This window comes from Actinomadura chibensis NBRC 106107, assembly GCF_001552135.1.
GTDB classification, from domain to species: Bacteria; Actinomycetota; Actinomycetes; order Streptosporangiales; family Streptosporangiaceae; genus Spirillospora; species Spirillospora chibensis.
The window spans coordinates 1-26573 of sequence record NZ_BCQP01000063.1 but is presented as its reverse complement, the minus strand read 5'-3'; the positions used below and the strand labels follow the sequence as shown (position 1 = coordinate 26573).

General features: G+C 73.3%; 25 protein-coding genes and 1 pseudogene. 18 read left to right on the top strand and 8 right to left on the bottom strand.

What is annotated here, in order from left to right:
- The first annotated feature begins 4 nt into the window (after nt 1-4).
- From manB to ACH01S_RS33295, 5 genes are all read left to right on the top strand, one after another.
- Nucleotides 5-1072 (top strand): mannose-1-phosphate guanylyltransferase, encoded by a 1068-nt coding sequence (gene manB / locus ACH01S_RS33315; protein ID WP_067901136.1) that lies wholly within the window; start codon nt 5-7, stop codon nt 1070-1072.
- Between the two features lie 52 nt (nt 1073-1124).
- The gene (locus ACH01S_RS33310; protein ID WP_148344077.1) at nt 1125-1334 is read left to right on the top strand and encodes a hypothetical protein; all 210 of its coding nucleotides are present in this window, start codon (nt 1125-1127) and stop codon (nt 1332-1334) included.
- 426 nt (nt 1335-1760) lie between these two features.
- Entirely contained in the window at nt 1761-2453 is a 693-nt protein-coding gene (locus ACH01S_RS33305) for a DNA-3-methyladenine glycosylase family protein (protein ID WP_246236422.1), read from the top strand.
- A gap of 289 nt (nt 2454-2742) precedes the next feature.
- Nucleotides 2743-3687: a LysR family transcriptional regulator gene (locus tag ACH01S_RS33300; protein WP_067901130.1), complete on the top strand. Its 945-nt coding sequence runs from the start codon at nt 2743-2745 to the stop codon at nt 3685-3687.
- 64 nt (nt 3688-3751) lie between these two features.
- Nucleotides 3752-4753, top strand: coding sequence for a YwqG family protein (locus tag ACH01S_RS33295; RefSeq protein ID WP_067901126.1), 1002 nt, complete (start codon nt 3752-3754; stop codon nt 4751-4753).
- A 52-nt stretch (nt 4754-4805) separates the two neighbouring features.
- Here the strand turns inward: ACH01S_RS33295 and ACH01S_RS33290 are convergent, their stop codons facing one another.
- Genes ACH01S_RS33290 through ACH01S_RS33280 form a run of 3 tightly spaced genes read right to left on the bottom strand, consistent with a single transcriptional unit; the run spans nt 4806 to nt 6066 of the window.
- Nucleotides 4806-5003, bottom strand: coding sequence for a DUF397 domain-containing protein (locus tag ACH01S_RS33290; protein WP_067901122.1), 198 nt, complete (start codon nt 5001-5003; stop codon nt 4806-4808).
- 12 nt (nt 5004-5015) lie between these two features.
- The gene (locus ACH01S_RS33285; RefSeq protein ID WP_246236421.1) at nt 5016-5219 is read right to left on the bottom strand and encodes a DUF397 domain-containing protein; all 204 of its coding nucleotides are present in this window, start codon (nt 5217-5219) and stop codon (nt 5016-5018) included.
- 13 nt (nt 5220-5232) lie between these two features.
- Nucleotides 5233-6066, bottom strand: a complete 834-nt coding sequence (locus ACH01S_RS33280) for a helix-turn-helix domain-containing protein (protein ID WP_067901119.1) — start codon at nt 6064-6066, stop codon at nt 5233-5235.
- Nucleotides 6067-6567: 501 nt separating this feature from the next.
- Here ACH01S_RS33280 and ACH01S_RS33275 point away from each other — a divergent pair.
- On the top strand, nt 6568-6990 hold the full coding sequence (locus ACH01S_RS33275) for an ATP-binding protein (protein ID WP_169809402.1): 423 nt from the start codon (nt 6568-6570) through the stop codon (nt 6988-6990).
- 19 nt (nt 6991-7009) lie between these two features.
- Nucleotides 7010-7210 carry a BldC family transcriptional regulator gene (locus ACH01S_RS33270; protein WP_067901113.1) on the top strand — a complete coding sequence of 67 codons (201 nt, stop codon included), beginning with the start codon at nt 7010-7012 and terminating at the stop codon, nt 7208-7210.
- Here the strand turns inward: ACH01S_RS33270 and ACH01S_RS33265 are convergent, their stop codons facing one another.
- The 3 genes from ACH01S_RS33265 to cofD form a co-directional block, all read right to left on the bottom strand.
- Nucleotides 7211-9766, bottom strand: a complete 2556-nt coding sequence (locus ACH01S_RS33265) for a bifunctional FO biosynthesis protein CofGH (protein ID WP_067901110.1) — start codon at nt 9764-9766, stop codon at nt 7211-7213.
- Between the two features lie 156 nt (nt 9767-9922).
- Entirely contained in the window at nt 9923-11209 is a 1287-nt protein-coding gene (locus tag ACH01S_RS33260; protein WP_067901106.1) for a coenzyme F420-0:L-glutamate ligase, read from the bottom strand.
- Nucleotides 11206-12159 (bottom strand): 2-phospho-L-lactate transferase, encoded by a 954-nt coding sequence (gene cofD, locus ACH01S_RS33255; RefSeq protein WP_067901103.1) that lies wholly within the window; start codon nt 12157-12159, stop codon nt 11206-11208. The genes ACH01S_RS33260 and cofD overlap by 4 nt, the downstream gene beginning before the upstream one ends.
- 145 nt (nt 12160-12304) lie before the next feature.
- On the opposite strand from cofD, the gene ACH01S_RS44935 reads away from it, so the two are divergent.
- From ACH01S_RS44935 to ACH01S_RS33235, 4 genes are all read left to right on the top strand, one after another.
- Nucleotides 12305-13234: a hypothetical protein gene (locus ACH01S_RS44935; RefSeq protein ID WP_067901100.1), complete on the top strand. Its 930-nt coding sequence runs from the start codon at nt 12305-12307 to the stop codon at nt 13232-13234.
- Nucleotides 13235-13477: 243 nt separating this feature from the next.
- Nucleotides 13478-13741 (top strand): WhiB family transcriptional regulator, encoded by a 264-nt coding sequence (locus ACH01S_RS33245; protein WP_021594342.1) that lies wholly within the window; start codon nt 13478-13480, stop codon nt 13739-13741.
- 226 nt (nt 13742-13967) lie between these two features.
- Nucleotides 13968-17270, top strand: coding sequence for a glycosyltransferase family 2 protein (locus tag ACH01S_RS33240; protein ID WP_067901097.1), 3303 nt, complete (start codon nt 13968-13970; stop codon nt 17268-17270).
- Nucleotides 17267-18709 (top strand): DUF5719 family protein, encoded by a 1443-nt coding sequence (locus tag ACH01S_RS33235; protein ID WP_067901094.1) that lies wholly within the window; start codon nt 17267-17269, stop codon nt 18707-18709. Before ACH01S_RS33240 ends, ACH01S_RS33235 begins: the two co-directional genes overlap by 4 nt.
- A gap of 14 nt (nt 18710-18723) precedes the next feature.
- Here ACH01S_RS33235 and ACH01S_RS33230 read toward each other — a convergent pair whose 3' ends face one another.
- Nucleotides 18724-19152, bottom strand: coding sequence for a metallopeptidase family protein (locus ACH01S_RS33230; protein WP_246236419.1), 429 nt, complete (start codon nt 19150-19152; stop codon nt 18724-18726).
- 166 nt (nt 19153-19318) lie between these two features.
- Here ACH01S_RS33230 and ACH01S_RS33225 point away from each other — a divergent pair, with 166 nt between their 5' ends.
- From ACH01S_RS33225 to ACH01S_RS33195, 7 genes are all read left to right on the top strand, one after another.
- Nucleotides 19319-19699, top strand: coding sequence for a DUF3499 domain-containing protein (locus tag ACH01S_RS33225; RefSeq protein ID WP_067901089.1), 381 nt, complete (start codon nt 19319-19321; stop codon nt 19697-19699).
- A gap of 117 nt (nt 19700-19816) precedes the next feature.
- Complete coding sequence (locus ACH01S_RS33220) at nt 19817-21172, top strand: phosphomannomutase/phosphoglucomutase (protein WP_067901085.1); 1356 nt, start codon at nt 19817-19819, stop codon at nt 21170-21172.
- A 17-nt stretch (nt 21173-21189) separates the two neighbouring features.
- Nucleotides 21190-21372, top strand: a complete 183-nt coding sequence (locus tag ACH01S_RS33215) for a Trm112 family protein (RefSeq protein ID WP_067901080.1) — start codon at nt 21190-21192, stop codon at nt 21370-21372.
- Nucleotides 21369-22514, top strand: coding sequence for a bifunctional phosphoglucose/phosphomannose isomerase (locus tag ACH01S_RS33210; RefSeq protein ID WP_067901075.1), 1146 nt, complete (start codon nt 21369-21371; stop codon nt 22512-22514). Before ACH01S_RS33215 ends, ACH01S_RS33210 begins: the two co-directional genes overlap by 4 nt.
- A 2-nt stretch (nt 22515-22516) precedes the next feature.
- A complete protein-coding gene (locus tag ACH01S_RS33205) occupies nt 22517-23482 on the top strand; it encodes a cation diffusion facilitator family transporter (protein WP_067901070.1) in 966 nt (321 codons plus the stop codon).
- A gap of 490 nt (nt 23483-23972) precedes the next feature.
- Nucleotides 23973-25589: a sensor histidine kinase gene (locus ACH01S_RS33200; protein ID WP_067901065.1), complete on the top strand. Its 1617-nt coding sequence runs from the start codon at nt 23973-23975 to the stop codon at nt 25587-25589.
- Between the two features lie 42 nt (nt 25590-25631).
- Nucleotides 25632-26309, top strand: coding sequence for a response regulator (locus ACH01S_RS33195; RefSeq protein ID WP_067901059.1), 678 nt, complete (start codon nt 25632-25634; stop codon nt 26307-26309).
- Nucleotides 26310-26341: 32 nt separating this feature from the next.
- Here ACH01S_RS33195 and ACH01S_RS44670 read toward each other — a convergent pair.
- A pseudogene (locus ACH01S_RS44670) lies at nt 26342-26573 on the bottom strand (hypothetical protein); the annotation flags it as partial.

The window sequence follows — 26573 nt, the reverse complement described above, 5'->3', positions numbered from 1 at the left end:
CCGAGTGGAAGCGATCCTCCTTGTGGGGGGCCAGGGCACCCGCCTGCGCCCGCTGACCATCTCCACGCCGAAGCCGCTGCTCCCCACGGCGGGCGTCGCCTTCCTCGCGCACCAGCTCGCGCGCGCGCACGCGGCGGGCGTCGAGCGGATCGTCTTCGCCACGTCCTACCGGGCGGAGATGTTCGAGGCCGTGTTCGGCGACCACGCGTACGGCGTCGACCTCGCCTACGTCTGCGAGGACGAGCCGCTCGGCACGGGCGGCGCGATCCGCAACGCGTCCACCGCCCTGGCCTCCGGGCCGGACGACCCCGTCCTCATCCTGAACGGCGACATCCTCTCCGGCCACGACGTGCGCACCCAGGTCAAGCTGCACGAGCAGGCGGGCGCCGCCGTCACGCTCCACCTCACCGAGGTGGACGACCCGTCCCGCTTCGGCTGCGTGCCCACCGACGAGCACGGCCGCGTCACCGCGTTCCTGGAGAAGACGCCGAACCCGGTGACGAACCAGATCAACGCGGGCTGCTACGTGTTCCGCCGCTCGGCCATCGACACGATCCCGGAGGGCGAGGTCGTCTCCGTCGAACGCGAGACGTTCCCGTCCCTGATCGCGTCGGGCTCCGTCGTGATGGGCCACGTCGAGGCGTCCTACTGGCTCGACGTCGGCACGCCCGAGGCGTTCGTGCGGGGCTCCCGCGAGCTGGTGCTGGGCGAGCTGGCGTCCCCGGCGATGCCCGGCGAGCCGGGCGAGCGCCTCGCCCTCGCCGGGTCGAGCGTGGCGGCGGGCGCGGTCGTCCGGGGCGGCACCACGGTCGGACGCGGCGCGGTGGTCGAGGCCGGGGCGACCGTCCTCGGCAGCGTCCTGCTGGACGACGCGTTCGTCGCCGAGGGCGCCACCGTCCGCGACTCGGTCCTCAGCCGGGGCGCCCGAGTCGGCCCCGGCGCCGTCCTGGACGGCGTCGTCCTGGGCGACGGCGCGGTGGTGGGCCCGGGCAACGAACTGAGGCCCGGCGCGCGCGTCTGGCCGGGCATCGAACTCCCGCCCACCGCGATCCGCTTCTCCCCAGACGCCTGACCCCCGTGACGCCGTGGTGGCGGAACATCTCCTGAAGGCGCTTCTCCCGGCCGTGGCGATGCTTGAGGACGCGGCGAAGTTCGGAATGGATTCTCACGCGGCGGTGAACGCCCTGGAGAACGTGGCGTTCGAACTCGACAAGATGGGCGCCGCCGAGCGCCGCGAATTCGCTGAGCTCCTTGAGCGTGTCGCGGCTTCGGCCGAGCCCGCCCAGCGGGAATGGATCCTCAGTCTCCCGCGAAATCTTGGAATCGATTCATGAGCGACCCGACCGACGTCCCGAACGGGGAATGAGCGCGAGCTCGCGAAAGTGGTGAGCCCGTTCTTCGGAAAGAGCCTGCGCGCCGCACCGGGCAGGCGGCCGGAAGCGGGCTGACATCATCGACGTGTCCGGGTGGCAGACTGGCGGGGTCTTGTCGAGTGTGTGTGTTGGAGTGAGATGACCGCCCTTTCTGGCTCGGTTGGCCGTGGGGCCGGGGAGTCGACCGCTGGGCGGCTCCCCGGCCGGGTTCGGGAGTGGCGGCCGCCGTGGGAGCTTGATCTGCTCGGGACGCTCGCGCCGCACCGGCGAGGTGGAGGGGATCCGGCGTTCAGGGTTGAGCGGGACGGGTCTGTCTGGCGGGCGTCGTATACGCCGGAAGGGCCCGGGACGATTCGGCTGGGGTGGGCCGGTGATGCCGTCGAGGCCATGGCTTGGGGGCCGGGGGCGGAGTGGCTGCTCGACGGGGTTCCGGAGCTACTGGGGGTCGATGACGAGCCGGAGGGGTTCGTCGCGCGGCATGACGTCGTCCGGGAGCAGGTGACCAAGCGGGCGGGGCTGCGGATCGGACGGACGCGCCGGGTGTTCGAGGCGCTCGTCCCGGCGGTGATGGAGCAGAAGGTGCTCGGGCAGGAGGCGTGGCGGGGCTGGCGGTACCTGCTGCGCCGGTTCGGGGAGCCCGCGCCGGGCGCGCCGCACATGCGGGTTCCGCCGCCGCCCGAGGTCTGGGTCCGGATTCCCTCGTGGGAGTGGCACCGGTCGGGGCTGGAGGCCGTCCGGGCGCGGACGATCATCGGCGCCGCGCGGGTCGCCCGGCGGCTGGAGGACGCGCCGGACGAGGCGCGGCTCCGCTCGCTGCCCGGCATCGGGGTCTGGACGGCCGCCGAGGTCAGGCAGCGCGCGGTCGGCGATCCCGACGCCGTCTCCGTGGGCGACTACCATCTGCCCGGCCTGGTGGGCTGGGCGCTGGCGGGCCGCAAGGTCGACGACGCCGGGATGCTGGAGCTGCTGGAACCGTACGCGGGGCATCGTTACCGGGTCACCCGGCTGCTGGAATCGTCCGGGAAGCACCCGCCGAGGCGTGGCCCCCGCCTGCCGGTCCGCGACTACCGGTCGTTCTGACCCGGTCGGGTCCGCGGCGGCGGCGCAGCCAGAAGTTGTTCGGGGTCCAGTCGAGGCCGTCGCGGCTGTCGGCGCCGAATAGCGGGCCGAGGACGGCGAGGGCGGCGATGAGTCCGAGCACGTACACCATGACGTCTTCCTTTGGGATCGCGGTTTTAGAGCGTTCCCGCGCGGGGCGATCGGTGGTGGCGGGGTGTCCGCCGCTTTCCGTCGCACCTACAGTTTGACTGGGTCCAACGTTGAGGTCCAGCGACAGTTCCTGCATGGATTGTGTAAGAATCGCTTCACTATGCTGGATCTCGGCCGGTTGCGGGTGCTTCGCGAACTCAAGCGGCTCGGGACGGTCGGGGCCGTCGCCGACGCGCTCGGCTACAGCCCGTCCGCGGTGTCGCAGCAGCTCGCGCAGTTGCAGCGGGAGGTCGGCGTCCCGCTGGTCGAGCGGGCCGGGCGGCGGCTGCGGCTGACCCCGGCGGGCGAGGTGCTGTGCGAGCACGCCGAGGCCCTGCTCGCGCGGGCGAAGCGCGCGGAGGAGGCGGCGCTCGCGGCGAGCGGCCGCGTCGCCGGGGTCGTCCGGCTCGTCGGTTTCCAGACGGCCCTCCTGCACGTGCTGGCCCCCGCCCTGCCGCGCCTGGCGAAGGCGTATCCGGAACTCACGGTGGACGTCCTGGACGAGGAGTTCCACCGCGTCCTGCAAGCGCTTGTGCTTCAGGAGATCGACGTCGTCCTGACGGACGAATACTCCCTGCTGCCGCGTCCGCGACGTCCGGAGCTGACGTCGGAGGTCCTCATCACGGAGATGATGCGGGTCGCGCTGCCCGAGGACCATCCGCTCGCGCGCGGCGGCGGCCCGGTGAAGATGGCCGACCTCGCCGGGTGCGGATGGGTGACCGGCCACGTCGGCACCAACCACGCCGACCTGCTCGAACGGACGTGCGTGGAACTCGGCGGCTTCCGTCCCGACGTCCGGCACCGGTCGAACGACCTGCTGGTGATCCTCGCGATGGTGGCCCGGGGCGGCGTGGCCTGCCTCGTCCCCGACCTGGCGCTCGCCGAACGCGAGGACGGCATCGCCGTGCTCGACGTGGCGGAGGGCCCCGTCGACCGCCGCATGGTCCTCTGGACGCGCGTCGGCGCCGACCTGCGCCCCTCGGTCATGGCCGTCATCGACGAACTCCGCCGCTCGGCCGACGACCTGGTCGACCGCCACCCCACCTGCATCCGCGGCGCCCCCTGACCAGCCCGCCGCCCAGGAAGGCGCGCTCCGGGCATGTCGGTGGGGGGTCGTACGATCTGCGGCCATGGACCGTACGACTCCGCCGCGGCCGATCGACGTCGCGGCCGTCTTTCCCGAGCTCGCGCCCCTGGCCCGGACGGCGACGCGCCTGCATCCGCGGCCCGGCTCGCCGGGCGTCGGCGACAGCTCGGTCGGCGGCCCGCTGCTGTGGCCGGTCGGCGAGCCCTGGCCGGTCTGCGGCCGACGCCACGACATGTACGGGGACCTGGAGCGGACGCGGGACGTGCGGGAGCGGCGGCGGATCCTCGGGGACGCCTGGGGGCGCACGCCGGTCGGCGGCCGGTTCGCGATCACCGCGCGGGAGCAGGAGGAGCTGGACCGGCTGGAGGCCGCCGCGCCTCCCGAGCGCCCGGACGGGCCGATCACGATGCTGCCGGTCGCGCAGTTGTTCTGCCGCGACGTCCCCGATCTCGTGGCGCCGCCCGGGATGGATCTGCTCCAGGTGCTGTGGTGCCCCTTCGACCATGACGACGAGGACGACTTGGGCAGCCCCTCGCCGTTGCTGCGGTGGCGGCGGGCGTCCGATGTCGGGGAGGTGCTCGATCCCCAGCCCGAGCCCGAGGTGATGGAGTACGACACCTACCTGCCGGAGCCGTGCGTCCTGCATCCCGAGCAGGTGGTCGAGTACCCCTACATCGATCTCCTGCCGGGCGACCTCGGCCCCAGGATGCGGGAGTGGGAGCAGGAGAGCGGGCACGCCTACCACTACGAGCTGTCGATCGCGGACGGCTGGAAGGTCGGCGGGTACGCGTCCTGGAACCTCACCGACCCTTACCCGATGGTCTGCGCCTGCGGAACGGACATGGAGCTGCTGTTGCGGATCGCCAGCAGCGAATGGGACGGCGGCGCCAGCTGGCGGCCCGTCGAGGACGCCGCCGGGCCCACCCACCACAGCCTGCCCGCGTTCGGCGAGCCCACCGAGGTCACGATCAGCCGCGGCTACAGCCTGTGGATCTTCATCTGCCCGGCGTCGTTCGATCACCCGCGCAAGCTGACCGTGCAGTGACAGAGGCTCCCGCCGCAAGGACGGCGGGAGCCTCGCTCATTCGGATGGGAGGTCAGACGTTCTTTAGTTTGTCGGTGAACGTCTTCCAGTCGGCGGGGGTGAAGACGAGGGCTGGCCCGTTGGGGTCGGTGCTGTCGCGAACGGCGACGACGGCGGGGAGGTTGGTGGCAACTTCGACGCACGTGTTGTTGATGTCGCCGCTGTAGCTGCTCTTGAACCAGTCAGCGTGGGACAGGTCGGTCTGGGTCATGTGGACAGACCTCTACTGTGCGCCGTTCTTGATTTCGTTGGTGAAGGTCTTCCAGGCGGCGCAGGAGAAGATGAGGGCTGGGCCGTTGGGGTCGGTGCTGTCGCGGACGGCGACGATGGCGGGCAGGTTGGTGGCGACCTCGACGCACGTGTTGTTGGCGTCGCCGGTGTAGCTGCTCGTGAACCAGTCAGCTCGGGACAGGTCGATCTCGTTCATGTGGACTTGACCTTTACTCTTCGGCGGCGGTCTCAATGAGAGCCGCTGACTCCTCCGGGCTGAGCGCCAGTTCGCGAAGACGCTCAAAAGCGACATTACATCGGGTCACGAGGTGGGGGTTTTCGAGGTACACGACCCCGTGGAATCCCTCGGTGTAGGCGACGTCCGGGTCCGCCTCTTCGGCGAAACGCAGCAGGATGAAGGCACCGTCGAGACCGATGTGGGCACCGGCGGAGGCCGACAGAACTTGGACGGTGATATTCGGTCGGCGTGTCTCCCTGACGAGCCGGTGCATCTGGTCGCGCTGGATCTCAGGACCGCCGATCTGGCGAGTCAGGACGGATTCGTCGAGGATGACATGGAGCTCCGGCGGGTTCTCAGTGCGAGTGATGATGGTTTGCCTAGCCATCCGGGCTTGCAGGCGGCGCTCGATTTCCCGGTCGTCGAGGTTGTCCAGCATCCCTGCGGTGAGCAGTTCGCGGGCGTAGTCAGGCGTCTGGAGGAGGCCCGGCACGACCTGGGGTGCCCAGTCGCCGATCATTGAGGCTTCGTCTTCCAGCGCGACGTACGGGCTGGACAGGACGTCGGTGTAGTCGGTCCACCAGCCGCGTTGTTCTGCTCGTTCGGCCAGTTCGAGGACCATTTCGCGTTCCGGCGTGACGACGCCGTAGATGTCGAGCATGAGGGCGACGTCGTGGGGCGATGCCTTGTTGCGGCCGGTTTCGAGGTGCCCGATCTTTCCCTGTGACCAGCCGAGGCGGGCGGCGACCGTGTCCTGGCTGAGGCCCGCCCTGCGGCGGAAGTCGCGGAGCCAGCGGGCCAGGCGGCGGGCCCGTACTGATGGCACGTAGGCGGGTTGTTTGGGTGGCGCCAATTCAGTCTCACCAAGATCAATTGTGGGGGCGGGAGATCTCGCGACGGATGTCAAGCAAGATCTTTGTATTCTCTACTTGCTTTCAGTATTGAATACGGCCATAGTAGCACTACCGCGAATCACTCACTGATGGTGATCAAGTGCAAGCTCCCCGTGCAGGCCCCCACGGTGCCACAACGGTCGGGTGTTCGGCAGGCGCTTTCCCGAGCCTCATCGAGGTTTCGGGCGGCGGATCCGGCTCCGGGACCGGTGGCGGCGAGGGAATCGGAGGGGCGGTCACTTGGTGATCAGTGAACGCCTGTCCGTCAGCACCATGAAGAGAAAGGGGCCGGTGCCGCCCGTTCGTCCGCCTCTTGCACAGGTGGACGGTGGCCCTGACGTGGTCAGGGATGGGCGGCTGGCGCGGCCCCGGAACGGACGACCATGCCCGTACTCCCGGGAACCGTAGCAGAACCCGGCAGCAGCGAAATGATCATGAGTGTGTCATGGCCCGCCGGGATGACGGCGGCGGGCTGTGCGCGGCGGTGCGTGCGCGGGTGGCTCGGCGACGCGCGCGGGCTCGACCTCGGTGACGTCGAGCTGATGGTCTCGGAGCTCGTCACGAACGCCTGCGAGCACTCCGGCCGCCCCCACGGCCGGGTGAGCCTGGTGGCGGTCTGCGGGCCGGAACGCCTCCGGGTCGAGGTCACCGACGCCGGCGGCGGGACGGTCCCGGCGCCCCGCCGTCCGGACGCCGACGACGTCCGGGGCCGCGGCCTGCTGATCGTGGCGGCGCTGTCGGACGGCTGGGGCCACCTCGCCGACCCGGACACCGGGGCCCGCACCGTCTGGGTCGAACTCGCGAGACGCCCCGCGCCGGACGGGGACGCCTCGCGGCACGGACGTCCTACCAACTGAACAGGAGACACAACCCCCCATGTCGAAACAGACCGTCAACGTCGAGGAACTGCTGACCCCGAGCGAGGTCGCGGTCATGTTCCGCGTCGACCCGAAGACCGTGACCCGCTGGGCGAAGGCCGGGAAGCTGACCTCCTTCCGCACCCTGGGCGGCCACCGCCGCTACCGGAAGTCGGAGGTGGTGGCCCTGCTGCGCGGCTCCGAGGGGGTCGTCCACTAGTCACGCGGTCGAGATCGGGAGGGCGCGGAGCCGTCCGAAATCGCCGATGCCGTCCGTGCGGCGGGACGCCTCCAGCCGTTCCGCGGGCACCTCGCCGTACAGGGTGGTGCGCTGGCGGGACGGGCGGCCCGCGCGTCGCGCGATCTCCTCCAGTTCGCTGATCGGCTTGAAGGAACCGTTCTCGGATCCGGCCATTCGGCTGATGGTCTCTTCCATGAGCGTCCCGCCCAGGTCGTTCACGCCGCCCTGCAGAACGCGGGTGCAGAGTTCGTCGCCCAGCTTCACCCAGGACGTCTGGATGTTGGAAATGGAGCCGTGCAGCAGAATGCGCGCCAAAGCATGAACGGCGACGTTCTCCCGGACGGTCGGCCCCGGCCGCGCCAGCCCGGCGAGGTAGATCGGCGAGTTGTGGTGGACGAACGGCAGCAGCACGAATTCGCTGAACCCGCCCGTCCGCTCCTGGATGGAGCGGAGCAGTTTGATGTGCGCGACCCAGTGGGCCGGGGTGTCCACGTGCCCGTACATCATCGTGGACGTCGTCGGGATGCCGATCTCGTGCGCGGTGGTGACGACCTCGACCCACTGGTCGGTCGGCAGCTTGCCCTTGGTCAGCACCCAGCGGACGTCGTCGTCCAGGATCTCGGCGGCCGTCCCGGGGAGCGAGTCGACACCGGCCTCCCGGGCCGCCTCCAGCCATTCCCGGATGGACATGTCCGTCCGGGACGCGCCGTTCACGACCTCCATCGGGCTGTAGGAATGCAAATGGATGCCGGGGGCCCGGCGCTTGACTTCGCGGGCGAGGTCGAAATACGCGGTGCCGGGCAGGTCGGGATGGATGCCGCCCTGCATGCAGACCTCGGTGGCGCCCGCCGCCCACGCCTCGTCCACCCGGTCTCCGACCTGCTGGAGGGAAAGGGTGTAGGCGTCGGCGTCGGTGCGGCGCTGGGCGAACGCGCAGAAACGGCAGCCGGTGTAGCAGACGTTCGTGAAATTGATGTTCCGGGTGACGACATAGGTGACGTCGTCGCCGACCGCCTCGCGGCGCAGGTCGTCGGCCAGGGCGGCGAGCGCGTCCAGTTCCGGGCCGTCGGCGTGGAGGAGGGCGAGCGCTTCGTCGTCGGTCAGTCCGGCGGGGTCCCGCTCGGCGCGGGAAAGGGCCGCCTTCACGTCCGCGTCGAAGCGCCGCGGGGCGGACATGCGGTCGCGCAGCGCGTCCCAGTCGCCGTACACCTCGTCGAAATCGTCGCGGCGGTCGGCGGTGCGGCCGGTGGTGTCGATTTCGGTGTGCAGATCGGTGCGTCCGGATGCCTGGAAACCGCCGTCCGGTTCTTGCCAGGGGCGTCCCTCAAGGACGGCGTCCTCGCGGGCGAGGCCGGTCGCCGGGTCGGCCAGGGCGGCGACGTGCGCGGTCAGGCGCGGGTCGAGCCACGGCTCGCCGCGGCGCACGTACTCGGGGTAGATCGTCAGGCGTTCGCGCAGCTCGAAGCCCGATTCGGCGGTCTTCGCCGCCAGTTCCTCGATCTGCGGCCAGGGCCGCTCCGGGTTCACGTGGTCGGGCGTGAGCGGCGACACCCCGCCCCAGTCGTCGATCCCGGCGCGCAGCATCAGCGCGAACTGGTCGGCGACGAGGTTCGGCGGCGCCTGCACGCGCGCCTTCGGGCCGAGGACCAGCCGCGTCACCGCGATCGTCGCGGCGAGTTCGTCCAGTTCGGCGTCCGGCGTCCCGCGCATCTTCGTGTCGGGCTTCGCGCGGAAGTTCTGCACGATGACTTCCTGGATCGCGCCGTATTCGCGCATCGTCCGGCGGATCTCGAAAATGGCGTCGGCGCGCTCCTCGACCGTTTCGCCGATGCCGATCAGAATGCCGGTGGTGAACGGGACGTTCGTGCGCCCCGCGTCCTCCAGGACGCGCAGCCGGACGGCCGGGTCCTTGTCCGGCGACCCGAAATGCGGGCCGCCGCGCTCGGTGAACAGCCGCGTCGCCGTCGTCTCCAGCATCATCCCCATGGACGGCGCGACCGGCTTCAACCGCTGGAAGTCACGCCACGTCAGCACGCCGGGATTCAGATGCGGCAGCAGGCCCGTCTCCTCAAGGACCCGGATCGCCATCGCGCGCACATAGGAGAGCGTGTCGTCGTAGCCGTGCGCGTCCAGCCATTCGCGGGCCTGCCTCCACCGGTCCTCGGGACGGTCCCCGAGCGTGAAGAGCGCCTCCTTGCAGCCCATCGCCGCGCCCTGCCGCGCGATCTCCAGCACCTCGTCCGGGCTGAGGTAGGGCGCGTCCAGTTTGTGCGGGACGGTCGCGAACGTGCAGTACCCGCAGCGGTCCCGGCACAGGCGGGTCAGCGGGATGAAGACCTTGCGGCTGTAGGTGATGACGCCGGGACGGCCCGCCGCCTCCAGACCGGCGTCCCGGGTGCGGGCCGCGTACGCGAGCAGGTCGTCGAGCCCGGCGCCCCGGGCCCGCAGGAGTGTCGTCGCCTCGGATCGGTCCAGTGTCTTGCCGTCACGCGCCCGGGCCAGTGCCCGGCGGAGCGCGGAGCTGGTGGCGTCCATGCGGGCACTCTATGCCAATCGTCATATTCCGGGGCGCACCGGGGGCGGCGGGCATCCGCTTAGCAGAGCCCGCGACGCCCCCGATCTATTCCGCCGAACACTTGGGCGACCGCCAGACCCCGAGGGCGAGGCAAGTCGATCCTCGCGCCGCCGCGGTCACCTGACCTCGATGAACGCGTCCGGGTCGCGGGGCGGGCGGTCGCGCGGCGGGGCGGCCGGGTGGCCGACGCCGACGGCGCCCATCGGGTCCCAGTCGTCCGGCAGGCGCAGGACGTCGCGGACGACGTCGCGGCAGAACATCGTGCTTGACACCCAGCACGACCCGAGCCCCTCCGTCGCCAGCGCGACCAGCAGGTTCTCCACGCCCGCCCCGGCCGCGACGACGAACATCTCCCGCTCGGCGCGGGCCCGGCGCTCGTCGGGGTAGTCGTGCGAGCCGTCCATGACCAGGCACGGGACGACCAGGTACGGCGCCTTCCGCAGCGGCTCCCCGCGGCGCAGCCGCTTCGCGATCGACTCGGCGGAGAAGCCGTCCCGGCGCAGGTCGGCCTCCCACGCGTCGCGCATCGCGTCGAGCAGGCGCGTCCGCGACTCCGCCGACTCCAGCAGGACGAACCGCCACGGCGTCGTGTGGTGCGGCGCCGGAGCGGTGATCGCGGCGGCCACCGCGCGGCGCACCGCCGCCGGGTCGACCGGGTCGGCGGTGAACTCGCGGATCGTGCGGCGCGCCCGGAGCACCTCCGACGGGCCGTACCGGAACATGTCCTCCTCCGGCGGCCGGACGAGCAGCCGCGCGCCCGGCCCGTCGTCCGCCGTGACCAGCGCGGACAGCCCGCGCACCACCGCGATCGGCACGCCGTCGAGCTTGCCCTTCACGAGTTCGGCGGCGGCGGCGATCTCGTCCGCGACGGCGGTGATCGTCTGTTCGAGGCGGTTGCCGTGCCGGTCGTCCATGCCGCGCAGGTCGCTCAGCGGGTCGAGGCCCGCGACGCCGATCGCCGCGTCCGTCAGCCCGTTCCGCCACGGGCGGCCGAGCGTGTCGGACAGGATGACCGCGACGTCCGCGCCCAGCCGCGCGCGCACGGCCGCGCGGATCCGGCGGGCCGAGGCGTCCGGGTCCTCCGGCAGCAGCAGCACCGTGCCCGGCCTGGTGTTGGACGCGTCCACCCCCGCCGCCGCGAGGACGAGCCCCTGCCGCGTCTCCACGATCCGCGTCTCGCCGCGCGCGTGGACCCGCCGCGCCACCACCCGGACGGTCTCCGCGTCGATGGCCTTCTCCCGGTCGTCCGCGACCAGGACCCGGCCCTCCGCCTTGCTCACGATCTTGGACGTGACGACGAGCACGTCCCCGTCCCGCACCGCGTCCGGCGGGATCAGCGCCGCGATGTCGTCGCCCTCCGCGACCTCCGGCAGGCCGGGGATCCCGAACACCTCGAAGTTCATTGAGCGTCCTCTTCCCGCTTCAGCTCCAGCGCGAGGTCGAGGGCGGCGCGGGCGATGGCGGCGGTCGCGTCCGGGTCGCTCATCAGCAGCGGGCGCGCCCGCACCTCGATGCCCTCCACCCGGACGTCCGCGTCCGCGTCGTCGACGAGCCAGCCGTCCAGCAGCCCGAGCCCGTACAGCTCGGCGACCGCGCGGGCCGACGTCTCGACGCCGATCGCGGTCAGGCAGGCGTCGGCCATGCCGCGCACGGGGGCGTCGCCGATGATGGGGGAGACGCCGACGATGGTCTTCTTGGCCACCGCGTCGCGGATGCCGGGGACGGCGAGGATCGTCCCGATGCTCACCACCGGGTTGGACGGCGGGAACAGCACCACGTCCGCCGCGTCGACCGCCTCGACCACGCCCGGCGCGGGCTTGGACTCCTCCGCCCCGACCGCCGCGATCGACAGCGCCGGGACCGACGCCCGCAGCCGCACCCACCACTCCTGGAAGTGGACGGCCCGGCGGCCCTGGTCGTCCTCGATCACCACGTGCGTCTCGACCTGGTCGTCGGTCATCGGGAGCAGCCGGACGCCCGGCTTCCACCGGTCGCACAGCGCCTCCGTCACCGCCGACAGCGGGTACCCGGCGGCGAGCATCTGCGTCCGGACGATGTGCGTCGCGAAGTCGCGGTCGCCCAGCCCGAACCACCCCGGGCCGACCCCGTACGCCGCGAGCTCCTCCTTCACGGTGAACGTCTCGGCGGCCCGGCCCCAGCCCTGCTCCTCGTCGATGCCGCCGCCGAGCGTGTACATCACGGTGTCCAGGTCGGGACAGACCCGGAGCCCGAACAGGGAGATGTCGTCACCGGTGTTGCCGATGACGGTGATCTCCGCTTCGGGGGCGGCGGCCCTGAGCCCGCGCAGAAAACGGGCCCCGCCGATCCCGCCCGCCAACGCCACGATCTTCATAGGATCAACCATATTCAAGGCTCTGTCCTCCGTGTCCGGGCCCGATGGCGTCGCCTGGCGGGGCGTCCGGCCCTCTGGGTCTAGTGGGCGTGGATATGCAAAGCTTTGCCGTGTAATCACGCAGCCTCGGTCTGGAGATGTCACCGTGAACAAGGAAGCCGTCCAGCGCCTGCGCGAACCGGCCGCCTGGGTACTGCTCGCCTCAGCGGGGGTGCAGTTGCTCGCGGGCATCATCAGCCTTCTCGGGGACGACGGCTCGTTCACCTACCGCGCGCTGCTTGAGACGATCGGCGGGGCGTTCCTCCAGATCGGAATCGTCGGGCTGCTCGTCCTCGCCGTCCTGCTCGCGACGTGGGAGCGGCCCACCCCGCAGGCCAGGACGATCACCATGGGCGCGCTCGGCGTGCTCGGCGGGATCGCGCTGTTCGGCGTGATCTGCTGGCTGAGCGGGATGCTCGCCGACTCCGAGGCGGCGAACGCCGTCACGAAGCTGTCGGCGTTCCTGATCGGCGCCGGGAAGCTCGCCGTGGTCGGCGTCGGCGGATGGTTCGTCTTCACCGTCTTCCAGGGGATGCAGCCGCCGCGCCCGCAGATGCCGCAGGGCTACTCCGACTTCGGCTACCAGCAGGGCCCGCCCGGACAGCCGGGACAGCCCGCGCAGCCCGGGCAGCAGCCCGTCCAGCCGGGGCAGCAGGGCTACGACCAGCAGGGCTACGGTCAGCAGGCGTACGGGCAGCAGCAGTACCAGCAGTATCAGCAGTACGGCCAGCAGCAGCCGGGCGCCGAGGGGCAGCAGCAGTACGACCAGCAGCAGGCTTACGGACAGCAGCAGTACCAGCAATACCAGCAGTACGGTCAGCAGCAGTACGGCCAGCAGGGCTACGAGCAGCAGCAGCCGCAGCAGCAGCCGTCCGAGCAGGACGAGATGGGCGAGTGGACCCGCGCCTACGGCGGCTCCGGGCAGGAGCAGGGCCCGCAGGGGACGCAGCCCGCGCCGCCGCAGCAGGGCGGGGAGCAGCGTCCCGAGGACAGCGGCGACTGGTACCGCGACAACCGGCCCCCGCCGCCGCAGTGACCGCGCCCACCGCGCCGACGGGACCGCGCTGACGGTGGTTACCGCCCGATTAACCGATCTTCATCGAAAGGTCACCGGGCCCTCCCGGGATAGCCCGCTTTGTCGGGCCGGAAAGCTCTCCGGCTTGACGGGGCGGGCGCTACACGCGTGTAATTTCGTCGGTGTAGTTTCAATGCGCTCTCAGGGGAATGAACCCCGAGGGGAGGCATTGACCAGGGGGTTCCACGGGCAGGGAGGTGCGCTGTGAGCGAGGTCGTCATCCCGCTGGCGCACGGCACAGACGGTGAAGAGTTGGGCTGGCAGGAGCGCGCCCTGTGCGCGCAGACGGACCCGGAGGCGTTCTTTCCGGAGAAGGGCGGCTCCACTCGGGAGGCCAAGAAGGTGTGCCGGGCATGCGAGGTGCGTACGGAGTGCCTGGAGTACGCGCTGCAGCACGATGAACGCTTCGGCATCTGGGGAGGGCTCTCCGAGCGGGAGCGCCGCAAGCTGAAGCGGCAGGCCGTCTGACCCGACGGCGCCGCGCCCGACCAGGGCGGCTTCGGACGGAAGGTCCGGCGAACGGGGAGAGGGCCCTCGACGGGGGAGGGCCGCCGGATCTCCGGGTTCCGAAGCGTGTTCACATGGTCCGCGCGTACAGTGTGCAGCCGTGTCGGCTCCGTGCCGGCACGGCTGCTGTCGTTCTCGCACGCGAACCCAGCCGTTCCCCGTCGTCCCCCCACAGATCGAGCGATCCTTGGCCCGCACTCTCGATCGCCACGTCGTCACGGCCGTCCTCGTCGCGCACGACGGTGCGCGGTGGCTCCCGGAGACGCTGAAGGCGCTGCTCACGCAGGCGCGTCCGGTGCAGCGCCTCGTGGCCGTGGACACCGGAAGCCGCGACCGCGGCCCCGCCCTGCTCGCCGAGGTGATCGGCGACGGGACCGTCCTCACGCTGCCCCGCACCACCGGCTACGGGGAGGCGGTGGCGGAGGCGCTCCGGCAGGACGCCGCGTCCGCGCCCGTCCCCGACGACGAGCCGGGGAACCCCCGCACCGAGTGGGTCTGGCTGCTGCACGACGACTCGGCGCCCGCCCACGACGCCCTCGCCCACCTGCTGCGCACGGCCGACGCCGACCCGAACGTCGCGGTCCTCGGCCCGAAGGTCCGCGACTGGGACGACCGGCGCGTCCTGCGCGAGGTCGGCGTCACCGTCGACGCCGCCGGACGCCGCGTGACGGGCCTCGACCCGTACGAGTTCGACCAGGGGCAGCACGACGGCGTCCGGGACGTCCTCGCCGTCGGCAGCGCGGGGATGCTCGTCCGCCGGGACGTGTGGGAGCGGCTCGGCGGGTTCGACGTCGACTACGGCCTCTTCCGCGACGACCTCGACTTCTGCTGGCGGGCGCACGCCGCCGGGCACCGCGTCGTCACCGCCACCGACGCCGTCGTCTACCACGCGGAGGCGGCCCGGCGCGGGCTCCGCGAGATCGGCATGTCGGCCGAGCACCCGGCCCGCCGCGACCGGCGCAACGCCGTCCACACGCTGCTCGCGAACCAGCCGTTCGGCGCGATGCTGCGGGCCGTCGTCCGGAACGTGTGGGCGTCGCTCGTCCACGCGCTGTACCTGCTGGTCACCAAGCAGCCGGGGGCGGCCCGCGAGGAGCTGCGGGCGCTCGGCGACGTGCTGCGCGACCCGGGCCGGGTCCGCCGCGCCCGCGCCGCCCGCGCGGACGGGCGCAAGCACGTGTACCGCAGCGTCCGCCGGTTCCAGGCCAGATGGGTCGTCGGACGGCGCGCGGCCGAGGCGGTCTCGGAGTTCCTCGCCGCCCACGAGCGCGACGGCGAGCACGAGGAGGACCCGACCGTCGACGAGCCCGGCCCGATCCGCCGGTTCCTCGCCCGGCCCGGCGTCCTCGCCGTGCTGGCGCTCGCCGCCGTCGCGGGCGCCGCCGAGCGGTCGCTGCTCACCGCCGCCGGACGGCTCGGCGGCGGCGCGCTCGTCCCCGCGTGGGGCGGCGCGAGCGACCTGTGGGCGCAGTACGCCTCCGGCTGGCATCCGGTCGGGCTGGGCAGCGGCGCGGGCAGCCCGCCGTACGTCGGAGTGCTCGCCGCGCTGTCCACGGTGCTGTTCGGGAAGCCGTGGCTGGCCGTGTCGGTCCTGCTGCTCGGCAGCGTGCCGCTCGCCGGGCTCACCGCCTACCGCGCGTCCCGGCTGCTCGTCACCGGGTCGGCGCGGACCGGCCGCCGCGCCCGCGCCACCGGCCGCCGCATCCCGGTCGGCGCCGTCCGGGCCTGGTTCGCGGCCGCGTACGCGCTGCTGCCCGCCGCGACCGGGGCCGTCGCGGGCGGACGGCTCGGCACCGCCGTCGTGCACGTCCTGCTGCCGCTGATCGCCGTCAACGTCGCCCGCGTGTACGGGCTGCCGCGCTCGGCGGCCACCACGGAGAACGCGGCGCTGGACGCCCGCACCCGCCGCAAGCGCGCCGGGCGCGCCGCCTGGGCCGCCGGGCTGCTGCTCGCCGTCGCGATGGCGTTCGTTCCGCTGACCTGGCTGATCGCCGTGGTCGCGGCCGGGACGGTGTGGGCGCTGTTCGACCGGCCGCGCCGCCAGGGCCGCCGCAACCTGCTCATCGCGCTCGGCGTCCCGCCCCTGCTCCTGCTGCCCTGGACGGTCGGGCTGCTGCTGCACCCGTCGCGGTTCCTGCTGGAGGCGGGGCTGCACCGGCGGTTCGAGCCCGGGACGAGCGCGGCCGGGCTGCTCGCCCTCGACCCGGGCGGGCCCGGCACGCCCGCGTGGTGGGCGCTGGGCGGCCTCCTCGCGGTCGCGGTGTGCGCGCTGCCGCTGCGCAGCCGCCGCAACACCGTCCTCGCGGGCTGGCTGATCGGCGTCTACGGGCTGCTCGTCGCCGTCCTGACCAGCGCCGCCGTCGTCACGAAGGGCGCGGACGAGGCGCCCGTCTGGCCCGGCGTCGCGCTGCTGTTCGCGGGCGCCGGGACGCTGCTCGCGGCGACGGCCGCCGTCCAGCGCGCCACCGAGGCCCTCGCCGGGCAGCACCTCATCTACAAGGCGGGCGGCGCGGTCGTGCTGGCCGCCGCGCTCACCGCGCCGCTGCTCGCCGCCGGGTTCTGGACGGTCCGCGGCGCGGACGGCCCGCTCGGCGGAGTCGATCCCGACGTCGTGCCCGCGTTCGTCCACGGGCCGGGCGGGCCGCGGACGCTCGTCCTGCGCACCGACCCGGACGGGCGCGTCTCCTACACGCTCGTCCGCGACGCCCGGCCGCGCCTCGGCGAGGCCGAGGTCGCGGCGACCGGGCCCGGCCGCGACCGCCTGGACGACCTCGTCGCCGGTCTCGCCGCCGGGCGCGAGGGCGACGACGGGCCCGCGCTGACCCGGATGGGCGTCCAGTACCTGCTCGTGCCGAAGCCCGCGAAGGACCCGGTCACGAAGGTCCTGGACGCGGCCCCCGAGCTGACCCGCCTCAGCCGCACCGGGACGTTCGCCGTCTGGCGGCTCCAGGCGCAGTCGGCACGGATGATGCTCGTCGAGGGCGGCACGGTCACGCCCCTGCGCGCCGGACGGATCGACGCGCGCGTCCGCATCCCGGCGGGCACCGGGCCGCGCACGCTTCTGCTCGCCGAACCGTCCGACGGCGGATGGCGGGCCACCCTGAACGGCCGCGCCGTCAAGGAGCGGAAGGTGGACGGCTGGGCCCAGGGTTACGACATCCCGGCGGCGGGCGGCGAGTTCGCGCTCACGCGGTCGATGACGATGCGGCACGTGTGGATCGGCGTCCAGGCCGTCGCCGTCCTCGTCGTCGCGGCGCTGGCGCTGCCGGGCGCGCGGGGCGACACCCTGCTGTTCACCGGCGAGCGCGAACGGCGGCGCGGCCGGGGACGCAAGGGGCGGCGGCGCGGGTCGCACACGCGCGTCCAGGAGGAACCGCCCCCGCTCGCCGCGCCGCGTCCCCGGATGGAGCTTCCGGCGGGGCCGTCCGCTGAGCCGTCCGCGGAAGCTCCCGCTGGGGAGGCCAGCCCCGACCCGGAGGAGGTCTCGTGAACCTGGACAGGGTCCTGCGCCTCTTCGGGATGCGCTACGCGTCCGCCGCGCTGATGCTCGTCGCCGTCGCGGCGCTGTACGGGGCGGCGACGTTCTCCCGTCCGGGCGAGGCCGCCGGGAAGGGCGGGCGGGCGCCGGTCACGTCGGCGGTGCTGGTGTGCCCCGGCCACGAGGGCGGGCGGCTCGCCGTCCAGTCGGCGGGCGGGCGGCGCGGCGCCGGACGCGCCGACGTGATCCCGACCGAGGGCGGGTCCGCGCTCGCCACCATGACCTCACCCGGCCAGGGCTGGGGCAAGGACACCAAGCCGGGCGACGACTCCTACACGCTGCGCGCCACCGGCGCCCTCGCCGCCGGGCTGGAGGCCGAGCAGACCACCGACCGGGGGAGCGGCGACGACCGGGGCCTCGCCGGGGCCCGCTGCGCCGCGCCCGGCACCGACACCTGGTTCGTCGGGCCCGGCCCGGACGCCGCCGACGAGGTCGTCCTCTACCTGACGAACGTCGACTCCCAGCCCGCGTCCGTCGACCTGGCCGCGCTGTCCGGCGAGGGGCCCCTCGACACGGTCGAGGGGCGCGGCACGCGCGTCGACCCCTACACGACCAAGGTCGTCCGGATCGGGGAGTCGGACGAGGGCCTCGGCGACATCGTGAAGTCGGCCGCCGACCTCGCGCTGCGCGTCCGGACCACGAGCGGGCGGGTCGCGGCGTCGCTGCGCGTCCGCGCCGGGAAGGGCAAGGGCGTCGAATGGGTGCCCGCGTCGCCCGCGCCCGCCGCGTCGCTGATCGTGCCCGGGGTGCCGGGCGGGGCGGGGCAGCGGCGGCTGCTCGTGTCCGTGCCCGGTGACGCCGACGCGCAGATCAAGGTGTGGGTGGTCACGAAGGACGGCACGTTCGTCCCGGCCGGGCAGGACGTCCTCGACGCGCCCGCCAAGACCGTCACGTCCCTCGCGCTGGACGGCGCCCTGTCCGGACGGGCGGCGGCGGTGCGGCTCGTCGCGGACCGTCCCGTCCTCGCCGGGTTCGCGGCCGAGCGCGGCGCCGACATCGCCTACGGGACGGCCGCCGCGCCGCTCGGTCCGGCCGGGCCGGGGATCGTCGCCGACAACCGGTTCGACTCGACGCTCCTGCTCAGCGCCCCGGCGGGGGCGGCGACCGTCCAGGTGACGACCGTGATCGCGCGGGGCGGGAGCGCGCCGCGGGAGATCGGCGTCCCGGCGGGGCGCACCGTCGAGTCCAGGCTCGCCGCGCCGGACGGCGACCCGGGGTTCGGCGTGATCATCACACCGAAACCGGGCTCGGGCCCCGTCTACGCGGCGCGGACGCTCTCCAAGGGCAAGGGCGAGGAGTTCCTGTTCACCGTCCTGCCGATCGTGCCCGCGGTGACGACCATCGACCTGCCGGGCACGGCCGACTCGCAGAGCGCCCTGACACCGGGCTGAGCCCGGCCCTGAGGTCAGTCGTCGGGGCTGTCGTAGCTCGGGTCGACGGACTCGGGGGACAGGCCCAGCAGGTCGGCGACCTCCTCGACCAGGAGGTCGCGGATCAGCCGGGCCAGCTCGGTCTCGCCCTTCGCCCGCGCCTCGACCGGACGCCGGAACACCGTGATGCGGACCGGCCGGTCGCCCTCGCCGGGGACGGTCTGCCCGAGCGGGACCGGCCCGTCGAACCACGGCTCCACGCCGGGGACGTCCTCGACCGTGAACCGCACCTTGGCCAGCTCGCGCCCCCAGCGGCGGCCGAGCCGGCGGACCTCGTCGTCGACGAGGTCGTCGAACCGCTCCGCGCGGGTGCGGGAGACCGGCGCCTGCGGGGGTGTCAGCGGGCCGCGGACGCCACGGCCGTGCCGGTCGCGGCGCCGTACGCCTGCCAGACGGGATCGCACCCGATAAGCGTACCTCCACCCCACCCGCCGCAGACGGGGCCTGTCTGCACGGTGAGAGTTTGAGACCACACGGAATGTAGTTGTTACCCCGGAAATCACCCGGTAACGGCGACACGTGCGCCCGGGTGGTGGCGGAGCCGGTGGGACGGAGGTACGGTCAGCCATCGTGAGCCCCGTCCGCACCTGCTCTCGTACCGCCTGCAAGGCGCCCGCAGTGTTCACGCTCACGTACGTCTACCGTGACTCCACAGCGGTCCTGGGTCCGCTCGCCACGTACGCAGAGCCGCACTGCTACGACCTCTGCGCCGAGCACTCCGAGCGGCTCACCGCCCCGATGGGGTGGGAACTGGTGCGGCTCCCCGTCGAGGAGGAGTCCGAGCCCAGCGCCGACGACCTGGAGGCGCTCGCCGACGCCGTCCGCGAGGCCGCCAAGCCCGCCCCCGGCGGGACGCACGAGCCGGTCGGCCAGGGCACCGAGGTCGGCCGCCGCGGCCACCTGCGCGTCCTGCGCTCCGAACCCGCGGGGACCCAGCCCGGCCAGGAGTGATCCGGAACCTCCGCCGCGTCGGTGGCGTCGCGGCGGGTCGGGACCGCGCGTCCCGGTAGGCTCGGGAACCCCGTTTCTTCGTTTCTTCGGGCCGGGTTCTTCGAACAGGGAGCAGGAGTGGGCGACCTCGCCAAGATCTTCAAGGCGTACGACATCCGGGGCGTCGTGCCGGACGAGCTCGATCCCGCGACCGCCGAGGCGGCGGGCGCGGCGTTCGTCCGGCTCACCGGGGCGGACGCGGTCGTCACCGCCCACGACATGCGCGAGTCGTCGGTCCCGCTGGCCGCGGCGTTCGCGCGGGGCGCGACGTCCCAGGGCGCGGACGTGATCGAGGCCGGGCTCGGCTCCACCGACATGCTCTACTACGCCAGCGGCAGCCTCGACCTGCCCGGCGCGATGTTCACCGCGAGCCACAACCCGGCCCGCTACAACGGGATCAAGCTGTGCCGCTCCGGCGCCCGCCCGGTCGGCCGCGACACCGGCCTCACCGAGATCCGCGAGATGATCGAGAACGGCGTCCCGGCCTACGACGGCGAGCCGGGGACGGTCACCGACCGCGACATCCTCAAGGGCTACGCCGACCACCTGAAGACGCTGGTCGACCTGTCGTCGATCCGTCCGCTGAAGGTCGTCGTCGACGCGGGCAACGGGATGGGCGGGCACACCGTCCCGTCGGTGTTCGAGGGGCTGCCGATCGAGCTCGTCCCGCTGTACTTCGAGCTGGACGGCACCTTCCCCAACCACGAGGCCAACCCGATCGAGCCGGAGAACCTGCGCGACCTCCAGGCCAAGGTGCGCGAGACCGGCGCCGACATCGGGCTCGCCTTCGACGGCGACGCCGACCGCTGCTTCGTCGTGGACGAGCGCGGCGAGATCGTCGCGCCGTCCGCGATCACGGCGCTGGTCGCGACGCGGGAGCTGGCGGAGCACCCCGGCTCCTCGATCGTGCACAACCTGATCACGTCGAAGGCCGTCCCGGAGATCGTCGCCGAGAACGGCGGGACGCCCGTCCGCACCCGCGTCGGGCACTCGTTCATCAAGCAGACGATGGCCGAGACGGGCGCGGTGTTCGGCGGCGAGCACTCCGCGCACTTCTACTTCCGCGACTTCTGGTTCGCCGACTCCGGCATGCTCGCCGCGCTGCACGTGCTCGCCGCGCTCGGCGAGCAGGACGGGCCGCTCTCCGCGCTGATGGCCGAGTTCACCCGGTACGTCGCGTCCGGCGAGATCAACAGCGAGGTCGCCGACCAGGACGCGACGACCGCGCAGGTCCGCGAGGCGTTCGCCGGGCGCCCCGGCGTCACCGTCGACGAGCTGGACGGCCTGACCGTCGCCGACGACGCCGCCGGCTGGTGGTTCAACCTGCGGCCGTCCAACACCGAGCCGCTGCTGCGCCTGAACGCCGAGGCGGGCGACGAGGAGACGATGGCGGCGGTCCGCGACGAGGTCCTCGCCCTGGTGAGGAAGAAGTGAGGGAGAGTGACACCGCGATGACCATGCACCTGGACTCCTGGCTCCTGGAGATCCTCGCCTGCCCCAACTGCGGCGGCGGCCTGCGCGCCGACGACGCGGCCGCCGAGCTGGTCTGCACCGGCACGTGCGGCTACGCCTACCCGGTGCGCGACGACATCCCCGTCCTGCTCGTCGACGAGGCGAGGACCCCCGCTCCGTGACCTCGCCCGGCCTCGACCCCTCCCGGCTGGACGACGCGGACGCCGCCGAGGCGGCCGACCCCGGCGGGATGCTGCGGCAGGTGGCCTCGTCCGCCGCGCAGGTCCGCGAGGCGCGCCGGGCGGCGCAGGAGGCGGGCGTCGGCGTCCTCGCCGAGGACGGCCGCCCCCGCGCGATCGTCGTCGCGGGCATGGGCGGCTCGGGCATCTCCGGCGACGTCCTCGCCGCCGTGTGCGGGACGGGCTGCGCCGTCCCGGTCACGACGGTGCGCGGCTACCGGCTGCCCGGCTGGGTCGGCGCGGCCGACCTGGTCATCGCCGTGTCCTGCTCCGGGCGGACGGAGGAGACCCTCGACGTCGCGGCGGAGGCGGCCCGCCGGGGCTGCCGCCTGCTGTTCGTCGGCGGCGCGGGCTCGCCGCTCGCCGAGCTCGCCGCCTCGACCCGCGGGGTGTTCGTCCCGGTCCGGTCGGTGGGGCAGCCCCGCGCGACGCTGTGGGGGCTGACCGTCCCGGTGCTGCTGGCGGCGCGGGCGCTGGGCCTCGCCGACGTGCCCGACGCGGTCCTGGAGTCGACCGCGAAGCGGCTGGAGGACGTCGCGCACCGGTGCCGTCCGTCCAGCGAGCCGTTCGTGAACCCGGCCAAGCGGATCGCGCTCGACCTCGCGGGCGACGTGCCGCTGGTGTGGGGGTCGTCCGCGCTGGCGGCGACGGCCGCGTACCGGATGTGCTGCCAGCTCAATGAGAACGCCAAGTATCCGGGCGTCTTCGGCGAGGTCCCGGAGGCCCAGCACAACCAGGTGATGGCGTTCGACGGGCATTTCGCGCGCGGCCGGGTGTCCTCGGACGACCCCGACGACTTCTTCCGCGACCGGTCGGGCGACCCCGAGCACGGGCTGCACCTCGTCGTCCTGCGGGACGTGGACGAGCACCCGCAGGTCCGCAAGCGGTGCGAGGCGTCCGCCGAGCTGGCGCGCGGCCGGGGTGTGGCGGTCACCGAGATCGCCGCCGAGGGCGAGCACCCGCTGGAGAGAATCGCGACACTGATCGCGCTCAGCGACTATGTCACGGTTTACTTGGCTATCGCGCTGGGGGTGGACCCCACTCCCGTGCCCGCCATTCAAGAGCTCAAAGCGAGGATTGCGTAGAGATGAGTGCTGAGGGTGGAACGAAGGCCATCGTCGCCGCGTTGGCCGCCAACCTCGGGATCGCGGTGTCGAAGGCCGTCGCGTTCGCGTTCACCGGTTCGTCGTCGATGCTGGCCGAGTCGATCCACTCGGTCGCGGACTCGGGGAACCAGGGGCTGCTGCTCCTCGGCCGGAAGCGCTCCGAGCGGGACAGGACGCCCCAGCACCCGTTCGGGTACGGCCGGGAGCGCTACTTCTACGCCTTCGTCGTCGCGGTCGTGCTGTTCACGGTCGGCGCGGCGTTCTCGCTGTACGAGGGCTACCACAAGATCTCCCACCCGGAGGATGTCGAGTCCCCGATCTGGGCGTTCGCCGTCCTGATCATCGCGATCGGGATGGAGTCGTTCTCCTTCCGCACCGCGATCAAGGAGTCGAACGCCATCCGCGGCGAGCAGTCGTGGTGGGCGTTCATCCGCCGGGCGAAGGCGCCGGAGCTGCCGGTCGTCCTGCTGGAGGACCTCGCCGCCCTGGTCGGCCTGCTGCTCGCGCTGTTCGGCGTGTCGATGGCGGTGGCGACCGGCGACGGCGTCTGGGACGGCGTCGGCACCGTCGCGATCGGCCTGCTGCTCGGCGCCGTCGCGACGATCCTCGCGATCGAGACCAAGAGCCTGCTGATCGGCGAGGGCGTCGACCCCGAGCACGAGCGGGCGATCATCGAGGCGCTGGAGTCGGTCGACCAGGTCGACCACCTCATCCACATCCGCACCGAGTACCTCGGCCCGGACGCGCTGCTCATCGCCGCGAAGATCGCCGTCAACCACGACGACACGGCGGCGGACGTGGCGCGCGGCATCGACGCGGCGGAGGCGAAGATCCGCGAGCGGTTCCCGGAGGCGAAGCTCATCTACCTGGAGCCCGCGCTGGACGAGGCGTCGCGCAGCGGCGTCGGCGTGGCGGACGCGACGGCGCCCGACGCCCCCGCGTCCTGAACGCGCGTACGGGCCGCCTGAGCCTGAGTCTGGGTCTGGGCCCCGGTCTGAACGTTCGGCCGGGGCGCGTCGTCCGGGAGGGGGTGCGGCGCGTCCTCTAAGTGGGGGCGCCGTTCCGCGAGGGGCGTCGTTCCGGACATGGGACCCCTCGCCGGGCGGCCGTTGCCGTGCCGGCCGACCCCAGCCCAGGCTAGACCGGCTGTGCCTCCGGAGAGAGGCGCGTACCAGGCCGTCCGGCGAGGTGCTTTCCCATGCCTCCCCACCCGGACCCCTGAAACCGGGTGGTTCTGGTGTGACCGCGGCAGCCGCACCGAACCCCCTACGCCGGCGCCGCTGCCGTCGCGGTCACGGTTAAGACATTACGTTCGCGACGCTCTTCCGCACGTCCCCCTCAAGGAGGGAAAGCGGGTGGTACCAGAGGCGGATCCGCGTCGTCCGCATACACCCGCGCGGTGAGGTGAGAGCTCGACCCAGCGGTCAGTATGGACTCGTGACCTCCGATGACAAGCCCCAGGCCGATTCCGGGTGGGGGACCGGCCCCCCGCCCCCGGAAGCGGCGGGCCCCGGCCCCGCGGGGTTCGGCTCAGCGGTCGCGCACCACGCGTGGCGGCTGTCCGGCCGGATCGTGGCGGGCGTCGGGCAGTTGCTGCTGTGGATCCTCACCGGCGTCGGGACGCTGCTGCGCCCGCTCGCGCTGCGGCTCGGCGCGCGGCTGAACGGCGGCGCGCCGGGCGGCCCGGGCGGTCCCGGCGGGGCGACGGCGCCGCTGCCCCGCTGGATCGGCACGTGGCGCGATGTCGTCGGCTCCTGGTACTTCGCCCCGGTCACCGGGCTCGCGCTGACCGTCGCCGCGCTCGCCGAGCTGGCGCCGAGCGGCGAGTCGCCGGTCAGCCTCGCGGGCGGGTTCGCGGTCGCGGCCACGCTGCCGCTCTGCTGGCGGCGGGAGAACCTGCGGCCGGTCGCGGCGATCGTCCTCGGCGCGGTCTCGGCGAGCCTGCTGACCGGGCAGATCCTCCTCGTCACCAGCGGGTTCGCGGCCCTGTACACGCTGTACGCGCTGGGCCGCCAACTGCCGCGCCAGTCGGCCGGAGTGCTCGCGGTCGGCAGCGTCGTCACGGTCGCGGTCGTCTACCTGGCGACGTCGACGCTGCGGGACATCCCCTGGCCCGCCGTGCTGATCGCCGTCCTCGCCGCGATCGGGCTGGGCGACGCGCGCCGCGTCGTCGAGTCCGCCGGACGGACGGAGGCCGAGGCCGCCGAGCGCACCAACGAGACCCTCACCCGGCTCACCGCCGTCCAGCGGGAGCAGGCGGTGATGCGCGAGCGGGCCCGCATCGCGCGGGAGCTGCACGACGTCGTCGCGCACTCCGTCTCCATGATCGCGGTGCAGGCGGAGACGGCGCCGTACACGATGGAGAACCTGTCGGACGAGGCCCGCGCCGGGTACAGCGAGATCGCCAAGACCGCGCGGGAGGCGCTGGTGGAGATGCGGCGGCTGCTCAGCGTGCTGCGCGCCGACGCCAAGCCCGAGCCGGACGCGGCGAACTCCCCGCAGCCCCGGCTCGACCGGCTGCCCGACCTGATCGAGCAGCACCGCGGCGCGGGCGGGCGCGTCGACCTCGCCGTGCACGGCGACCCGCGCGGGCTGTCCACGACGGTGGAGCTGTCGGCGTACCGGATCGTCCAGGAGGCGCTGACGAACGCGCGGCGGCACGCGCCGGGCGCGGGCGTGCGCGTCGACCTGACGTTCCTGCCGGACCGGCTGGCGGTCCGGGTCCGCGACGACGGTCCGGGGCCGTCGTCGCGGACCAGGGTGCTGAACCGGGACGACCCCGAGTCCCGTACCGCCGTCCTCGACCCGGCGGGCCCCACCGCGGTGGACGGCGGACACACCCGGCTGGAGACCCACGTCGCACCCGAGTCCGGTGGCGGACACGGCCTCGTCGGCATGCGGGAACGTGCGACCATGCTGGGCGGGCGGTTCTCCGCCGGCCCGGCCGCCGAGGGCGGGTTCCTGGTGGAGGCCGAGCTTCCGGTGACGAGGGAGGGGAATTCCACCCGTGGACACGGTTCACACGGTTCCGAGGCGCCGCCGGGGCGGCGCTGACCCGGTGCCGGCCGCGCCCGCCGTCCGCGCGGGGCGGCGCCGGTGATCAACGTGCTGATCGTCGACGACCAGACGATCGTCCGCGCCGGGTTCGCCGCGCTGCTCGCCGCGCAGGACGACATCACCGTCGTCGGCGAGGCGGGCGACGGGCGCGAGGCGGTCCGGATCGCCGAGCGGCTCCCGCGCCCCGACGTCGTCGTCATGGACATCCGCATGCCCGGCATGGACGGCATCGAGGCCACCCGCCGGATCCTGGCGCTGCCCGGGTCGGAGAACGTCCGGGTCCTCGTCCTCACGACGTTCGACGTGGACGAGTACGTCTACGAGGCGCTCGCCGTCGGCGCCAGCGGGTTCCTGCTGAAGGACGCGACCGCCGACGAGCTGGTCTCGGCCGTCCGGGTGGTGGCGCGCGGCGACTCGCTCCTCGCCCCGCAGGTGACCGGGCGGCTCATCCGCGAGTTCACCAAGCAGCGGCGGAACCGTCCGCAGGCGCCGTCGGAGCTCGCGACGCTGACGGCGCGGGAGACGGAGGTGCTCGTCCTGATCGCGGGCGGGCTGTCGAACGGCGAGATCGCGCAGCGGCTCGTCGTCAGCGAGCACACCGTCAAGACGCACGTGGCGCGCGTGTTCACCAAGCTCAACCTGCGCGACCGGGCCCAGGCCGTCATGCTCGCCTACGAGTCGGGCGTGGTGGTGCCGGGGGAGAACACGGCCCCGTGACCGCGTGACGGCGTGACCCCGTGGCCGCTGCGTCAGCCGTGGTACGGCGGGTAGGCGCCGGGCGGGGGCTGGGGCGGGTACCCGCCGGGCGGCGGGTAGGCCGGGTGCGCGGCGGGCGGCACGGACGGGTAGCCGGGCTGCGCCGCCGGGTAACCGGGGTGGCCGGGGTGCGGGGCTGGCGGGTGCGGGCCGGGGTGGCCGTGCGCGGCGTTGGGGTGGGGCGCGGGGCCGCCGTAGGCGCCGTAGGCGGCGCGGGCGCGGCGG

Excerpts from the sequence above, each read along its gene's own strand:
- ACH01S_RS33305 (WP_246236422.1), top strand. The coding sequence starts at position 1,761 with ATGGCTTGGGGGCCGGGGGCGGAGTGGCTGCTCGACGGGGTTCCGGAG.
- ACH01S_RS33300 (WP_067901130.1), top strand. The coding sequence starts at position 2,743 with ATGCTGGATCTCGGCCGGTTGCGGGTGCTTCGCGAACTCAAGCGGCTC.
- ACH01S_RS33295 (WP_067901126.1), top strand. The coding sequence starts at position 3,752 with ATGGACCGTACGACTCCGCCGCGGCCGATCGACGTCGCGGCCGTCTTT.
- ACH01S_RS33290 (WP_067901122.1), bottom strand. The coding sequence starts at position 5,003 with ATGACCCAGACCGACCTGTCCCACGCTGACTGGTTCAAGAGCAGCTAC.
- ACH01S_RS33285 (WP_246236421.1), bottom strand. The coding sequence starts at position 5,219 with ATGAACGAGATCGACCTGTCCCGAGCTGACTGGTTCACGAGCAGCTAC.
- ACH01S_RS33275 (WP_169809402.1), top strand. The coding sequence starts at position 6,568 with ATGAGTGTGTCATGGCCCGCCGGGATGACGGCGGCGGGCTGTGCGCGG.
- ACH01S_RS33270 (WP_067901113.1), top strand. The coding sequence starts at position 7,010 with ATGTCGAAACAGACCGTCAACGTCGAGGAACTGCTGACCCCGAGCGAG.
- ACH01S_RS33265 (WP_067901110.1), bottom strand. The coding sequence starts at position 9,766 with ATGGACGCCACCAGCTCCGCGCTCCGCCGGGCACTGGCCCGGGCGCGT.
- ACH01S_RS33260 (WP_067901106.1), bottom strand. The coding sequence starts at position 11,209 with ATGAACTTCGAGGTGTTCGGGATCCCCGGCCTGCCGGAGGTCGCGGAG.
- cofD (WP_067901103.1), bottom strand. The coding sequence starts at position 12,159 with ATGAAGATCGTGGCGTTGGCGGGCGGGATCGGCGGGGCCCGTTTTCTG.
- ACH01S_RS33215 (WP_067901080.1), top strand. The coding sequence starts at position 21,190 with ATGACCATGCACCTGGACTCCTGGCTCCTGGAGATCCTCGCCTGCCCC.
- ACH01S_RS33205 (WP_067901070.1), top strand. The coding sequence starts at position 22,517 with ATGAGTGCTGAGGGTGGAACGAAGGCCATCGTCGCCGCGTTGGCCGCC.